This window comes from Kitasatospora sp. NPDC041917, assembly GCF_055589745.1.
Window position 1 is genome coordinate 155,689 of record NZ_JBVJBI010000004.1, and the last position, 14,455, is coordinate 170,143.

The following is a 14,455-nucleotide window of genomic DNA, read 5'->3' on the forward strand; positions in this document are numbered from 1 at the left end:
GCGTCGCCCGGCATGACCACTGCCACTGCCACTGCCACTGCCACTGTCGCTCCGCGGGCCGCGCTGCCGCGGAGGTACCTGCTCTGGCTGGCCGGTGTCCAGGCCGGACTGCTGGGTGACGCCGCGCTGTACTTCGCCCTCGGCTGGGCCGCCTCCGCGCACGGCGGCGGCGCGGCCGGGCTGGTCCTGACGGCGATCACGGTGCCGCGCACCGCGCTGGTCCTGCTGGGCGGCGCGGTCGCGGACCGCTTCGGCGCCCGGCGGGTGATGCTCGCCGGGGACACGGTGATGCTGGTCGCGACCGGTGTGCTGGCCCTGGTGGCGGCCTCCTGGGGGACGCCGCTGTGGCTGCTGGTCGCGGCGGCGGCCGTGATCGGGACGGTCGACGCCTTCCACCTCCCGGCCGGCGGTTCGATGCCCCGCCGGCTGGTGCCCGCGGACCGGCTGCCCCGGGCGCTCGCCCTGCGGCAGGCCGGCGGGCAGAGCGCCGTCCTGCTCGGCGCACCGCTGGGCGGCCTGCTGGTCGCGGCCGGCGGGCTGTCCGGCGCGGCGCTGGCGGACGCGGCGAGTTTCGGGGTCGTGCTGCTGGTTCTGCTGCGGGTGCGGCCCCCGGAGGACGGGCCGTCCGGTCCGCGGGCGGGACTGCTCCGCGAGGCGGCGTCCGGCGTCCGGCTCGCCGTGGCCGACCCGCTGCTGCGGGCCGCCCTGCTGGTCACCGGCGCTGCGGCCGGGGCGCTGCTGCCGGTGGTGTCACTGCTCGGTCCGCTGCTCGCCCGGGCGCACGGCTGGGCGGCCGGGACGGCGGGACTGGTGGGCGGCGGCCAGGCGGCCGGGGTGCTGGCGGTGGCCGGCCTGATCGCCCGGCGGGGCACCTTGCCCCGGGCGGGGGTGGGGGCGGCGGCCGGGCTCTGCGCGGCCTCGGTGGGGATCGCGCTGCTGGCGTCGGCCGCGGGGCCGGTGGCGGCGGTGGCCGGCAGCGCGGTGGCGGGCCTCGGCTCGGGGCTGTTCGCCTGCCACCTCGGCCCACTCGTGCTGACCGGCGCGCCGCCGACCCATCTCTCCCGGGTCCAGGCACTGCTGACGCTCGTGCAGAGCCTGGCACTGGTGCTCTCGAACTCCCTGTTGGGCCTGCTCGCGGACGCGGCGGGCGCGGCCCTGCCCACCCTGCTCTGCGCCCTGGCCACCGCCGCCGCCGGGCTCACCGCCCTGGCCACCCCGGCCCTCCGCCGGGCCTGAGTCACCCCGTGTTCCCCTGTCCGTTCGTCTCCTGTTCCCCAACCGCCCCGCGGCCCACTTGCCCGGCCCCGGTCGTCCGGGCAGAGTGCGGAGGTGGAGGCGGGCGGGCGGCGAGTGGAGGCGGCGATGAGTGATCTGACGGACCGACTGGCGCAGGGCCTCCCGGCGGGGGCCGTCGTGGTGGACCCGGACGTGACCGCCGCGTACCGCCACGACATGGCGGGTTTCTGCGCGGCCGGGCAGCCCGCGGTGGTGGTGTTCCCGGAGACGGTCGAGCAGGTGCAGCACGTGCTGCGCACCGCGACCGAGTTGCGCGTGCCGGTGGTGCCGCAGGGGGCCCGGACCGGGCTGTCGGGTGCGGCGAACGCGGTGGACGGCTGCGTCGTGCTGTCGCTGGTGAAGCTGAACCGGATCCTGGAGATCGACCCGGTGAACCGGATCGCGGTGGTCGAGCCCGGTGTGGTGAACGCTGAACTCTCCCGTGCTGTCGAGGAGTTGGGGCTCTCGTATCCGCCGGACCCGTCCAGCTGGGAGTCCTGCACGATCGGCGGCAACATCGGTACCGGGGCGGGCGGGCTCTGCTGCGTGAAGTACGGCGTCACCAGCGAGTACGTGCTCGGGCTGGACGTGGTGCTGGCGGACGGGCGGCTGCTGTCCACCGGGCGCCGGACGGCGAAGGGCGTGGCCGGGTACGACCTGACCAGGCTGTTCGTCGGCTCGGAGGGGACGCTCGGTGTGGTGGTCCGGGCGGTTCTGTCGCTGCGGCCGGCGCCCGCTCCGCAGTTGGCGCTGGCGGCGGAGTTCCCGAGTGCGGACGCGGCCGGGGCGGCGGTCTGCGAGGTGATGGCGCGCGGTCTGACCCCGTCGCTGATGGAGCTGATGGACGCGGTCTCGGTGCGGGCCGTCAACGAGTTGGGTCGGATGGGCCTGCCGGAGTCCACCCGGGCGCTGCTGCTGGTGGCCTTCGACGGGCCGGACCGGGAGGCCGAGCTGGCGCGGGTCGCGGAGCTGTGCCGGGAGTCCGGGGCGACGGCGGTGGTGCCGGCCGAGGACCAGGCGGAGTCCGATCTGCTGCTGGCCGCCCGGCGGATGGCGTTGCCCGCGCTGGACCGGCTGGGCACCACGATGATCGACGACGTGGCCGTGCCGCGTTCCCGGCTGGCGGAGATGCTGAACGGTGTCGCGGTGATCGCCGAGCGGCACGGGCTGACCATCGGGGTGGTCAGTCATGCGGGGGACGGCAACACCCACCCGATCGTCATTTTCGACGCCTCGGACGTGGAGCAGACGGCCCGTGCCCAGCGCTCCTTCGACGAGATCATGGCGCTCGGGCTGGAGCTGGGCGGCACGATCACCGGGGAGCACGGGGTGGGGCTGCTGAAACGGGACTGGCTGGCCCGTGAGCTGGGCCCGGTGGCACTGGACCTGCAGCGGCAGCTGAAGGCGGTCTTCGATCCGCTGGGAATTCTGAATCCCGGCAAGATGATCTGATTTCCACTGAGTCATCTCGTCGGATCGGACGGGGCCTTCACTCCTGCCGCCCTGGTGTGACATTCCGATGGTCTGTGAATGGTCGGAAAGTCGACATGGAAGGGTGATCGAACTTTTCGGGGGCGCGTTCACGGGTTCGCATGCGCCGGGGTGGTGCGACCGGCGGACTGTGTGACGCCGTTTGCGCCGCTCGCCGAGCCGCCCCGATCCTCGGCCGTCCGGGTGAATTCCCAGCTCGGACGGGGTGCATCGACGCATGGTCCGGTTTCGCGGCCGCCATGCGCCGCGCGGCTGGATATCACGCTAACGGGGGAAAATCGCTGTGGGAGCTAGTGCTTTGTCGATTTGTTGCGGAAGGCTGTGTTCCGGCGTCGCAGCCCGCAGGTGTTCGTCCGGTCGACGAACCTTGCACACCTTGATCGACCATTGCCCGGTGAACAGCTCTTTGGAGGCATTCATGGCTCGCACCCGTACCCGTCGAACAGCCGGACTACTGTTCGCCGGCCCACTCGCGGCCGGTCTGCTGCTGGCCGGTGCCGGTGGTGCCGCCGCCGACGACGGCGCGGGTGCCGAGGGTGGCTCCAACGCCGGAGCGGTCTCCAACACCGGTACCGGCAACGTGTTCGGCGGGGTCGACGGCAACTACGTCTCCACCCAGCAGACCGCCACCGGTTCCGGCGGCTCGAACCAGGACAACACCGTCGCGGTGAAGGACAACGCGGGGAACGTCCAGGCCGGTCAGGGCAACAAGGACGTCAACGTCGTCGTCGCCCCGACCTTCAACTGACCGCCGTGATGCGGCACCGGGCACCACGGAAGGCGGGGGCGCCGGACGTGGGTGGCCGCGGCTGAGCTGAGCAGCCGCGGACGGGCCCGGACCGGGTCGGAACGGACGGATCGGTTGGAACGGTTGTAACGGAAACCGAGGTACCACCGCAGTACAGCAGAGGGAACAGCACATTCGACCGGCCGCGGAAAGGGTCACCGCGAAACCGGCCTCGTGGGCGGTGCCGATGGCGGCACCGCCCACGAGCGTGTCCGGTGCCGGTGCCGGTGCCGGTGCGCCCGCCGCACGCCCCGGAACCGCCCGCCGACCGGCCCGGATCCGTCCACCGAGGGCCCGCGCCCGGAGCCGTGGGTGTACGGCGGTACGGTTGCGCTCCGACAGCGCACCACGTGCCCGGGCCCGAAGGGCCGGCCCGGCCGGGGCGGCGACCGCGGCAATCGGAAGGAAGGGTGCGCGATGGCGGCGGAGGAGGAGGGCCTGACGGGCCCGGGCGAGGCCAGGCCTGCACCGGAGCCCGCGGCGGACGCGCGCCCGGAGCCGTCTGCCGAGCCGGTCCACGGGCACCGGTCCGGGCCCAGGTCCGTCCCGGAGCTGCTGCTCGGCCGTCCGCCGATGGCCCGCCCGCTGCCCTCCTTCGACCATGCGGCCGCCCCCACCGAGCCCGGCCCGCTGTTCGTGGACTGGCTCGCCACCGCGCTGCACGCCGGGGTACTGGACCCGCAGGCCTTCACCCTCTCGACCGTCGACGCCGACGGCATGCCGGACGCCCGGGTGCTGGTGCTGCGCGACGTCGACGCGGCCGGCACCGGCTGGAACTTCTCCGCGGCCGCCGACAGCCCCAAGGGCCGTCAGCTCGCCGGTCACCCGGCCGCCGCGCTGACCGTCTACTGGCCGCAGTTGGGCCGCCAGGTCCGGGTGCGCGGCACCGTCGAGCGGGCCGCCGACCTGGTCGCCGCCGCCGAGTTCGCCACCCGCTCGCCCGCCGCCCGGGTCGGCGCGCTGGTCGGGCGGCAGAGCGAGCCGCTGGGCTCGGTCGACGAGTACGACGAGGCGGAGGCGGTCGCCCGTCGCCGGCTGGAGACGTACCCGGACGCGGTCGCGCCGGGGCACGCGGTCTACACCCTGTGGGCGCACGAGGTGGAGTTCTGGCAGGGCGACGCCCAGCGCCGGCACATCCGGCTGCGCTACACCCGTACCGGCCCGGTCAGTTCCCCGGAGTGGTCGCGCACCCTGCTCTGGCCGTAGGGCGTCCCCGGGGCAGGCCGTCCCGGAGCACGCCTCCCCGGAGGAGGAGCACCCAGGCAGACGCGGCTACCGCCGCCCGGTCAGCGTGGCGCCCACGCTGGCCGCGACCACACAGCCGATCCCGGCCAGCTGCGGCACGCCCAGCAGTTGGCCCAGCACCACCAGCCCGACCAGCGCGCTGACCGCCGGCTCCAGGCTGACCAGCACGCTGAACACCCGCTGCGGCATCCGTCGCAGCGCGGTCATCTCCAGCGCGTACGGGATCACCGGCAGCAGCAGCGACACCCCGGCCACCGCGGCGAGCAGCCCCAGTGGCGAGGCGCCGGGCGCGGTCAGCCCGTCCCAGGCCTGGCCGAGCCCGAAGGGTGCCAGCGCCAGCGCGCCGACCGTCATCGACACGGCCAGGCCCTGGAAGCCCTGGAAGGTCGCGCCCACCTTGTCGGTGAACAGGATGTACAGGGCGTAGCAGGCGGCCGCCCCGAAGGCGTAGAGCAGGCCGACCGGGTCGAGCGACCCGCCGCCGTCCCCCTCGCCGAGCAGGGTCAGCAGCACCACGCCCGCGGCCGCGAGCAGCGCCCAGAGCAGGTGGCTGGCGCGCCGGGCGAAGACCAGGGCGACCGCGAGCGGGCCGAGGAACTCGATGGTGGCGGCGGTGCCCATCGGCAGCCGGTCGATCGCCCCGGCGAACAGGAAGGTCATCCCGGCCGAGGCCACGCCGAGCAGTGCGGCCGCGACGAGGTCGCGCGGGCGCTTGTCGCGGAGCTTGGGCCGGGTGACGGCGAGCAGGATGACGGCGGCGAAGCCGAGCCGCAGGAAGGTCGTGCCGCTGACGCCGAGCGGGCCGAACAGCGGCTTGGACAGGGCGATGCCGGTCTGCACCAGGAACATCGCGGTCAGACAGAGAAGCGGCGCCGGGATCCTCTCCGGGCGCCGCAGGACCTTGCCGAGCCGGCCGGTGGACCGGCCGGGGTCGATCCCGGGTGGCGCCGCGGGGCCGGAGGCCCCACCTCGTCGCCAGCTTCCCCGCTCGCCGGCAGGCTCGCCCTTGGGGGCGGGCGGCATGGCCAGGGCCTCGGCGACGGCGGCGGCCGACGACGAGGCGGCAGGGGTTTCGCTGGTATGGGAGGTGGGCATATTTGTGAGTTTGCCGTAAGGAGTGATGAACGGGCAAGCTCGTTACAAAAATCGGGACGGATGCGGACGGGTGCGTCCGAAAGGGTGGACTCGCGCGGGCGCTGCGGCGTGGTTGCGGCAAACCCCCGACGGGCCGTCAGTATCAAGGCGGGGTGCGCCTTCTCCGCCCCGCCGCCCTCCTCGCCGCCGCCCTCGTGCTCCTGCCGGCCACCGACGGGACGGGAGTGAACGCCGAAGCCACCGTCCCGGCCGCCGTCGCCGCCCCCCGCATCCGGGCCGTCACGCTGCCCGACCGGTACGGCCCGCCCCGGGTCCGCGACACCTGGAGCGGCCCCGCCTTCGACGCCTGCACCGCACCGTCGCTCGACACCCTGAAGACCTGGCGCGACGCCTCCCCGTACGGGGCGGTCGGCATCTACACCAGCGGCTCCCAGCGCGGCTGCGACCAGCCCCGGCTCACCGCCGAGTGGGTGCGCCAGGTGCGGGCGCTGGGCTGGCGGTTCCTGCCGGTGCACGTCGGACTGCAGGCGCCGTGCGCCGAACCGGGCCGCAAGCCCAAGCGGATCGACCCGGCGACGGCCGCCGAGCAGGGCCGGGATGAGGCGGAGGAGGCCGCCCGGGCCCTGCGCGCGCTCGGACTCGCCAAGGGCAGCCCGGTCTACCTGGACATCGAGGCCTACCCGATGCGCGACCCGGCGTGCGGCCAGGCCGTGGTCGACTTCACCCTCGGCTGGACCGCGGCCCTGCACGACGCCGACTACCGCTCCGGCTTCTACTCCAGCCTCGACTCCGGCATCGCGGACCTCGCCGCCGCCGCCCGCGCCGGCAGCTCCCCGATGCCCGACGCGCTCTGGTACGCCCGCTGGGACGACCGGGCCGACACCGACGGCTCCGGCGGCCTCGCCCCCGACCTCTGGAGCTTGCACCAGCGCGTCCACCAGTACCACGGGAACGTCGAGGAGACCTTCGGCGGCGCCACCCTCACCGTCGACCGCAACCACGTGGACGGCCCGACCGCCCACTGAGCCCCGCCGGTAGGGTGGCCCCCGATCGAGCACGGGGGAACGGCATGGCGAACGGGCAGGGGCACGGCGGCAGCACCGGCGGGTACGGCGCGCCGCCACCGCAGAACCCGTACGGACAGCCGCCGTACGGACAGCACCCCTACGCGCAGAATCCGTACGCGCAGAACCCGTACGAGCAGAACCCGTACGCGCAGCCGGTGCCGCCGCCGCAGCCCTACCCGCCCCGGCAGCCGCAGGCCGTCCCGGCGCACCAGGCCCACCCGGTCCACCAGGCCCACCCCGCCCCCCAACAGCCGTACGCCGCCGACCGGTTCGGCGCCCCGCCGGAGCCCGGAGCCGGCCGCCCCGGCGGCTTCCCCGGCCCCGCGCCGCGCCGCAACCGCCTGGCCGTGCTGGTCCAGTTCGTCCTCCAGTGGATCTACGCGCCGCTCTGGGTCCTCGGCCTGGTGCTGCTCTTCGTCGTCCTGCTCCTCGCGGACTACAGCGGGGGAGGTCCCGACTCCGACGGCTGGCTGAAGGTCAACCGCAGCTTCGTCCCGCCCCGCCGGCTGCGGGCCGAGCTCTCCGGCAGGCCGGAGCACTGGGAGCGCTACGTCGCCCCGATCCTGGCCCGCCGGATCGCCGCCGCCGAGGCGGCGCACGCGGCCGGCGACGGCGAGGTACGGGCCGACCTCGGCCGGGTGATGCGGGTCGGACTCCCGCTGCGGTTCTACCGCGGTCTCGGCGCGGCCGGCGTGGTCCGGCTCGCGGAGCGGCACGGCTGGCACGGCGTGGCGTCCGGGACGGACACCGGGCACGTCCGCCTCGCCCGCCACTTCCCCGCCCCGGCAGCCCTGAACGCCCCCTCCCCGCAGGACCCGCCCGCCGCCCCCGGCACCCCGTGGGGCCCGCAGCCGGTCCGCTTCGCGCCGCTGCTGCCGTTCGTCCTCCTGCTCCAGGTCCTCTACGTCCCGGTGTACGGCCTGCTCACCTGCTGGGTGAGCCGCCCCGAGCCCGACCACTGGGACCGCTGGGGCGCCCGCTGGACCGTCGGCCCGCGCGCCTTCCGCGCCGAGTTCACCAACAGCCCCGCCGCCTGGGACCGCCACATCCGCCGCATCCTCGAACGCGACGCCACCCGCATCCGCGCCGCCGCCCGCACCTCCGGCACCACCCCCGCGCACCGCATCCAGCTCAAGCGCGCCACCTACCGCGGCGCCGGCGCCCACCAGGCCCTGCGCATCGCCGCCGAACAGGGCTGGACCCTCGACCCCGCCTACCTCCCCGACCCCGCCAACTCCCTCCGCCTCACCCGCCCCGACCTCCCCTGACCTCCCCCGCCGCAGGGCTCCGGTGACCGTCGGGCCGCCGACGCCTGCCCGCCCCTGCGGGCGGAGGGCGGAACCGGGACGGATCCGTGATCCGTGCAACGGGGCCGGGATACTGACAGCGGGGGGTGGGGGCGGCACAATCGGGCACGTCCGCGCGCATTACCGCCCGGTAGGTGCCGCAGGCGCAGCCCCCAGTGCCGCCAGGTCGAGGAGGACCCGTGTTCAGCACGATGCAGGACGTACCGCTCACCGTCGCCCGAATCCTGGAGCACGGGTCGACGATCCACGGCCGCTCGACCGTGACCACCTGGGACGGCACCGGGCCGGTCGTCCGGACCTATGCCGAGGTCGGCGCGCGGGCCGCGCAGCTCGCGTGCGCGCTGCGCGACGAGCTGGGGGTGACCGCGGACGACCGGGTGGCCACCTTGATGTGGAACAACACCGAGCACTTGGAGGCGTACCTCGCCGTCCCCGCGATGGGGTCCGTGCTGCACACGCTGAACCTGCGGCTGCCCTCCCAGCAGCTGTCGTTCATCGTCAACCACGCCGCCGACCGCGTGATCATCGTCAACGGCACCGTCCTGCCGCTGCTCGCCGCCGTCCTCCCGGACCTCGCGCCGACCCTCAGGCACATCGTGGTGAGCGGCCCCGGCGACCGCTCGGTGCTGGCCGGCTTCGCGGGCGCGGTGCACGACTACGAGGAGCTGATCGCCGGTCGGCCCACCGAGTACCCGTGGCAGCACGACATCGACGAGCGGCGGGCCGCCGTGCTCTGCTACACCTCCGGCACCACCGGGGACCCGAAGGGCGTGCTCTACAGCCACCGCTCGGTCTACCTGCACTGCCTCCAGGTGAACACCGGCGACAACTTCGCCTTCACCCCGCGCGACACCGCGCTGCCGGTGGTGCCGATGTTCCACGTCCAGGCCTGGGGCATCCCGCACGCCGCCTTCATGTCCGGCGCCAACCTGCTCATGCCGGATCGTTTCCTCCAGCCCAAGCCGATGGCCGAGATGATCGCCGCCGTCCGTCCGACCGTCAGTGCCGCCGTCCCCACCATCTGGGCCGGCCTGCTGGACGAACTCGACGCGGGCGACTACGACACCTCCAGCCTGCGCATGGTGGTCATCGGCGGCAGCGCCTGTCCGCCGTCGCTGATGAAGGCCTACGAGGAGCGCCACGGCATCCGGGTGCTGCACGCCTGGGGCATGACCGAGACCTCCCCGCTCGGCTCCTTCGCCCAGCCGCCGGGCGGCCTCACCCCCGAGCAGGAGTGGCCGTACCGGGTCACCCAGGGCGTCTTCCCGGCCTCCGTCGAGGCCCGGCTGATCGGCCCGGGCGGCGAGCGGATGCCGCACGACGGCGTCTCGGCGGGCGAGTTGGAGGTGCGCGGTCCGTGGATCGCCGGGGCGTACTACGGCGGCGCCGGCCAGGACCCGGTCCGCCCGGACGACAAGTTCTCCGAGGACGGCTGGCTGCGCACGGGCGACGTCGGCACGATCACCGCGGACGGCTACCTGACCCTCACCGACCGGGCCAAGGACGTCATCAAGTCCGGCGGCGAGTGGATCTCCTCGGTCGAGCTGGAGAACGCCCTGATGGCCCACCCCGACGTGGCCGAGGCCGCCGTGGTCGCCGTCCCGGACGAGAAGTGGGGCGAGCGCCCGCTGGCGACCGTGGTGCTGCGCCCGGGCGCGACCGTCGGCCTGAAGGAGCTGCGGGCCTTCCTGGGCGAGCGGATCGCCTCCTGGCAGCTGCCGGAGCGGTGGGCGATCGTGGAGTCGGTGCCGAAGACCTCGGTCGGCAAGTTCGACAAGAAGGTGATCCGGGCCGGCTACGCGGCGCAGGAGCTGGACGTCACGGTGCTCGGCAAGGAGTGACCGGCCGAAAGGGCCGGCCGCCCCGTACGGAACGGGGGCGGTCGGCCCTTTCACGTGCCCGAGAGCCCGAGAGCCGCAGAGCCCGAGAGCCGCAGAGCCGGCCCACGACGGAGTCAGCCCGCGGCGGCGACGCCCGCCTCGCCCATCGCACCGATCCGCCCGAGCAGGTCGACGATCCGGGACTGGACGTCCTCGCTGGTCGAGCGCTCGGCGAGGAAGAGCACGGTCTCGCCGGTGCGCAGCCGGGGCAGTTCGCGCGGGTCGAGGTCCACGGAGGTGTAGACCACCAGCGGGGTGCGGTGCAGCCGGTCGTTGGCGCGCAGCCAGTCCAGCAGGCCGACCCGGCGGCGGCGGATCTGCAGCAGGTCCATCACCACCAGATTGGGCTGCACACTGCTGGCCCGGGCCACCGCGTCGTTCTCGTCCACCGCGTGCTCGACGTGCATGCCGCGCCGCTCCAGGCTGCTGATCATGGCGGCGGCGATGTCCGGGTCTCCCTCGACCAGCAGCACCCGTGGGGCGTGGTGCTCACCGTCGCGCGGTGCGAGGGCGCGCAGCAGGACGGCCGGGTCGGCCCCGTACGCCGCGTCCCGGGTGGCCTGGCCGAGGCCGGCGGTGACCAGCACCGGGACCCGGCGGTTGAGCGCCGCGGTGCGCAGCGACTGGAGCGCGGTGCGGGTGATCGGGCCGGTCAGCGGGTCGACGAAGAGGGCGGCGGGGAAGCCGGGGACCTGGGCGTCCACCTCCTCGCGGGAGCGGACGATCACCGGCAGGTAGCCGCGCGCCTGGAGGGCCTGCTTGGTGGCGGGGTCGGGCTCGGGCCAGACCAGCAGCCGGCGGGTGTTGGCCAGCTCGCCGGTCGGGGCGGACGGCTGCTCGTCGGCGGGTCGCTCGTCGGCGGGCGGGAGCTCGGCCATCGGGCGCGGCGCGGTCCGGTGGGCCTCGGCCGGTACGGGCGGCTGCGGCGCGGTGGCGGGCACCGGCGCGGGGCCGAGCTGGCGCGGCGGGGCGAGCTCGCCCAGGCCGGTGCCGACCGGGCGGGGGCCGGACGGCTCCTCGGCGGCGGGCAGGGCGGCGCGGGCGGGCGCCAGCGCGCTGCCGGGGGAGGGCAGCGCCTGGCCGACCTGGCCGACGTGCTCGACCTGGCCGACCGGACCGGCCGGAACGGAGGCGTTCACCAGGGCGTCCGGGTCCGGTCCCGGCGGGACGGCCAGCCGGCGGCGGCGTCCGGTCGGCGCGGTGGCGCCCGGTTCGGGCGGCGCGGGCGCGGGACCGGCCGGCAGGGCGTGCTCCAGGCCGGGGTAGACCGGGGCGTCGGCCGCTCCGGGCAGGGCGAAGCCGCCGGAGGACTCCTCGGTCGAGGGCAGCGCGCGGCGGCGCCGGTGCTTGGTCTCGCCCGGGGCCTGCTCCTGGGCGGCCTCGGTGGTCGGGGAGGTCGGGGTGCCGGCCGGCGGGGTGCCGTCCGGGGCGGTGGGCGCGGGGGCCGGGCCGAGCGCGAGCGGCTCGCGCCCGCCGGGGCGGTTCGGCGGCGCCCGGTGGCCCTCGACGGGCACGGCGTAGGCGGGGCCGGAGCGGCCGTCGTCCTTGCCCCACGGGTCGCTCTGGGCACCGTCCGGTCCGGGCAGGCCCTGGCGGCCGTACGCGGGGTCGTTGCCGGTGCCGTTCCACTGCTCGGGGACGGCCCGCTCGACCCGGGCGGGGGCGTTCGGCCACTGGTCGGCCGGAATGTCGGGGGCACCGGGGCTGCCGGGGGCACCGGGGGTGTCGGACTCCGGGACCTCGGCGGCCGGTCGGCCTCGGCGGCCGCGCCGTTCGGCGGGGGGCTCCTCGGCGAGTGCCCGCTCCGCGGCCGGGGCCTCGGGGGCTTCGGGGGCCTCGGCGCCGGGCTGTTCGGCGGTCGCCGCGGGCTCGGTGCTCTCACCGCTGCTGGGCAGCTGCGGGATGCCCGGAAGCTCGGGCAGGACGGCGCTGTCGCTCTCCTTGGGCCGGTCGGAGCGGCCTTCGGCGGCGGCGCGCTCGGCGGCGGCCTTCGCGGCGACCGGGTCCAGTGGCAGCTCGACGACGTACGTGGTGCCGGCCTTGCCGGGCAGCTCGTGCGGCTGGAGCACGCCGCCGTGGCGCTCGACCACCGCGCGGGCTATCGGCAGGTGGACGGGGCTGCCGCCGACGCCGGGGCCGCGGATCTCGACCCGGGCGACCTCGCCGCGCTGGGCGGCGGCCAGCACCACGGTCGGCAGGTCGGGTGCGGGCGGCAGCGCGGGGGTGGCGGCGCCGTTCAGCCCGGGCACGGCCAGACCGGGGGAGGGGGCGTCGGGGGGGTCCAGGGCCAGCCCGATGCCGCTGACGTCGGCGACCAGGTGGGCCAGTGCCTGGGCGAGCCGCCGCTCGTCGGCGATCACCTCGACCGCGGCGGCGTGCACCGAGAACCGCACCCGGCCGGGGCCGACCAGCTCGCCGGCCACGTCGACGGCCCGGCGGACCACCTTGTCCAGGCCGACCGGCACCCGGGGCGCGGGCTTTTGCCCATCCTTGGCGTCCTTGCCGGCCTTGGGCTCCTTGCCGTCCTTGCTGTCCTTGCCGTCCTTGGCCTCGCTGCCGGCGCTCTCGCCGGCCTCGCAGCGCTGGTGGTCGAGCACCCCGTCGATCAGCTTCCCGAACCGGCGGCACTCGGCGGCCAGCCGGCGCAGCGTCCAGTTGGCCTCCGGCCAGAGCTGGCCGGCCGGGTCGGCGGCGAGCGCGTCGAGCCGCTGGTTCAGCGCGTTCAGCGCGCCGCCCAGCTCGCTCTCCAGGACGGCGGTGAGGTGCTCGTTGCGGGCGACCAGGGCGAGTTCGCGGCTGCGGTCGGTGAAGGTCATCACCGCGCCGACCAGCTGGTCGCCGTCCCGGACCGGGGCGGTGGTGAGGTCGACGGTGACCGGTCGGCCGTCCTTGCGCCACAGCACGGTGCCGCGCACCCGGTGCTTGCGGCCGGAGGTCAGGGTGTCCAGCAGCGCCGACTCCTCCAGCGCCAGCGGGGTGCCGTCGGCCCGGGAGTGCTGGATCAGCGGGTGCAGTTCGCGCCCGCCCAGCTCGCTCGCCCGGTACTCCAGGATGTGCGCGGCGGCCGGGTTGACCAGCACGCAGCGGCCTTCGAGGTCCACGCCGAGCACGCCCTCGGCGGCGGCGCGCAGGATCATCTCGGTCTGCTTGTGCTGGCGGCGCAGCTCGGCCTCGACGCCGAGCCGGCCGGAGAGGTCGCGGACCAGCAGCAGGAGCAGGTCGGAGGAGGAGGGCGAGTTCTCGCGGTACGAGTCGTACGGGGAGCGCGCGTAGCCGCGGCCGTCGCCGTCGTCGGCGAAGTCGTTGCCGGAGACCTCGACCGGGAAGGTGGTGCCGTCGGTGCGGTGGGCGGTCATCCGGACCGGGCGGTCGAGGGCCTCGTCGTCGCGGGTGGCCGGGCGCATCGAGCCGGGGATGCGGCTGGGGTCGAACTCGGGCAGCAGACCCAGCACGCCCATGCCGACCAGTGAGGTGCCCGGCGCCTGCAACGCCTGGACCGCCGCGCTGTTGGCGTCCACGACGGTGCCGTTGCTGTTCACCAGCAGCAACGCGTCGGGCAGGGCGTCGAGTATGGCGGCGAGGCGAGCAGCGCCTCGGATCGGCCTGCTGCTCACGTCGACAGGTCTCCTCGGCTCGGGGCAGCTCCTCCGGAGACGGCAGTATCTCATTCTTCTTTGCGGCGGGGTCGACCCGCCTAGTAACGTTGGCGGTGGTTGGTGCCGAGCCCCACGGTTGTGGCATCATCACTGACACACGGAACGGGTCCGCTCGCGCGGATGCGATCCATGTGGGGAGGCTTCGCCTAGTCCGGTCTATGGCGCCGCACTGCTAATGCGGTTTCGGGGTTATTCCTGATCGAGGGTTCAAATCCCTCAGCCTCCGCCAGTCGGGAGCCCCCGTCGACGATCTCGTCGACGGGGGCTCTTCGCGTTCCCGGACACAGTGCGGGTGCGGGTGCGGGTGCGGCCCGGAGCGGGGCCCCGAGCGCGGCCATGGCGGGGCCGGAAGGGGTCGGCGGGGGCCCGGATCAACCGATTTCGTCCTACGCCGCAGGTCATGTAATGTTGTCCCCGCAACGCCCCGGAGGCAACGTTCACCAGGGCGAGCGCTCATAGCTCAACGGATAGAGCACTTGACTACGGATCAAGAGGTTGCAGGTTCGAATCCTGCTGAGCGCACCAACCTTCGCAAGATCGGGTTCGCCCGCTCCTTGCGCTCATAGCTCAACGGATAGAGCACTTGACTACGGATCAAGAGGTTGCAGGTTCGAATCCTGCTGAGCGCACCATCGAGAAGCCCCCGGCCACC

The 14,455-nt window shown here is 74.9% G+C and carries 9 protein-coding genes and 3 tRNA genes; 10 read left to right on the forward strand and 2 right to left on the reverse strand.

Annotation, left to right across the window (positions count from 1 at the left end; genetic code table 11):
- Window positions 1–12: 12 nt before the first annotated feature.
- From ACZ6EM_RS06435 to ACZ6EM_RS06450, 4 genes are all read left to right on the forward strand, one after another.
- Window positions 13–1,236, forward strand: coding sequence for an MFS transporter (locus ACZ6EM_RS06435; RefSeq protein WP_465771832.1), 1,224 nt, complete (start codon window positions 13–15; stop codon window positions 1,234–1,236).
- Between the two features lie 126 nt (window positions 1,237–1,362).
- Window positions 1,363–2,727, forward strand: coding sequence for an FAD-binding oxidoreductase (locus ACZ6EM_RS06440; protein ID WP_401051254.1), 1,365 nt, complete (start codon window positions 1,363–1,365; stop codon window positions 2,725–2,727).
- Window positions 2,728–3,184: 457 nt separating this feature from the next.
- A complete protein-coding gene (locus ACZ6EM_RS06445) occupies window positions 3,185–3,514 on the forward strand; it encodes a hypothetical protein (RefSeq protein WP_401051252.1) in 330 nt (109 codons plus the stop codon).
- A 456-nt stretch (window positions 3,515–3,970) separates the two neighbouring features.
- A complete protein-coding gene (locus ACZ6EM_RS06450) occupies window positions 3,971–4,759 on the forward strand; it encodes a pyridoxine/pyridoxamine 5'-phosphate oxidase (protein WP_401051250.1) in 789 nt (262 codons plus the stop codon).
- Window positions 4,760–4,825: 66 nt separating this feature from the next.
- On the opposite strand, the gene ACZ6EM_RS06455 is transcribed toward ACZ6EM_RS06450, so the two are convergent.
- Window positions 4,826–5,893 carry an EamA family transporter gene (locus ACZ6EM_RS06455; RefSeq protein WP_380547509.1) on the reverse strand — a complete coding sequence of 356 codons (1,068 nt, stop codon included), beginning with the start codon at window positions 5,891–5,893 and terminating at the stop codon, window positions 4,826–4,828.
- Window positions 5,894–6,045: 152 nt separating this feature from the next.
- Between ACZ6EM_RS06455 and ACZ6EM_RS06460 the strand changes: the two genes are divergently transcribed.
- The 3 genes from ACZ6EM_RS06460 (at window position 6,046) to ACZ6EM_RS06470 (ending at window position 10,108) form a co-directional block, all read left to right on the forward strand.
- Window positions 6,046–6,918: a glycoside hydrolase domain-containing protein gene (locus ACZ6EM_RS06460; protein ID WP_401051246.1), complete on the forward strand. Its 873-nt coding sequence runs from the start codon at window positions 6,046–6,048 to the stop codon at window positions 6,916–6,918.
- A 44-nt stretch (window positions 6,919–6,962) separates the two neighbouring features.
- Window positions 6,963–8,228, forward strand: coding sequence for a hypothetical protein (locus tag ACZ6EM_RS06465; protein ID WP_465771833.1), 1,266 nt, complete (start codon window positions 6,963–6,965; stop codon window positions 8,226–8,228).
- Window positions 8,229–8,446: 218 nt separating this feature from the next.
- Window positions 8,447–10,108, forward strand: a complete 1,662-nt coding sequence (locus tag ACZ6EM_RS06470) for a long-chain fatty acid--CoA ligase (RefSeq protein WP_387688816.1) — start codon at window positions 8,447–8,449, stop codon at window positions 10,106–10,108.
- A gap of 113 nt (window positions 10,109–10,221) precedes the next feature.
- Here ACZ6EM_RS06470 and ACZ6EM_RS06475 read toward each other — a convergent pair whose 3' ends face one another.
- Window positions 10,222–13,761, reverse strand: coding sequence for a hybrid sensor histidine kinase/response regulator (locus ACZ6EM_RS06475; RefSeq protein ID WP_465771834.1), 3,540 nt, complete (start codon window positions 13,759–13,761; stop codon window positions 10,222–10,224).
- A gap of 177 nt (window positions 13,762–13,938) precedes the next feature.
- Here ACZ6EM_RS06475 and ACZ6EM_RS06480 point away from each other — a divergent pair.
- From ACZ6EM_RS06480 to ACZ6EM_RS06490, 3 genes are all read left to right on the forward strand, one after another.
- Window positions 13,939–14,032, forward strand: a tRNA-Ser gene (locus ACZ6EM_RS06480).
- A gap of 220 nt (window positions 14,033–14,252) precedes the next feature.
- Window positions 14,253–14,328 (forward strand) — tRNA-Arg (locus ACZ6EM_RS06485).
- Window positions 14,329–14,359: 31 nt separating this feature from the next.
- Window positions 14,360–14,435: transfer RNA gene (locus ACZ6EM_RS06490), tRNA-Arg, on the forward strand.
- Window positions 14,436–14,455: the final 20 nt, after the last annotated feature.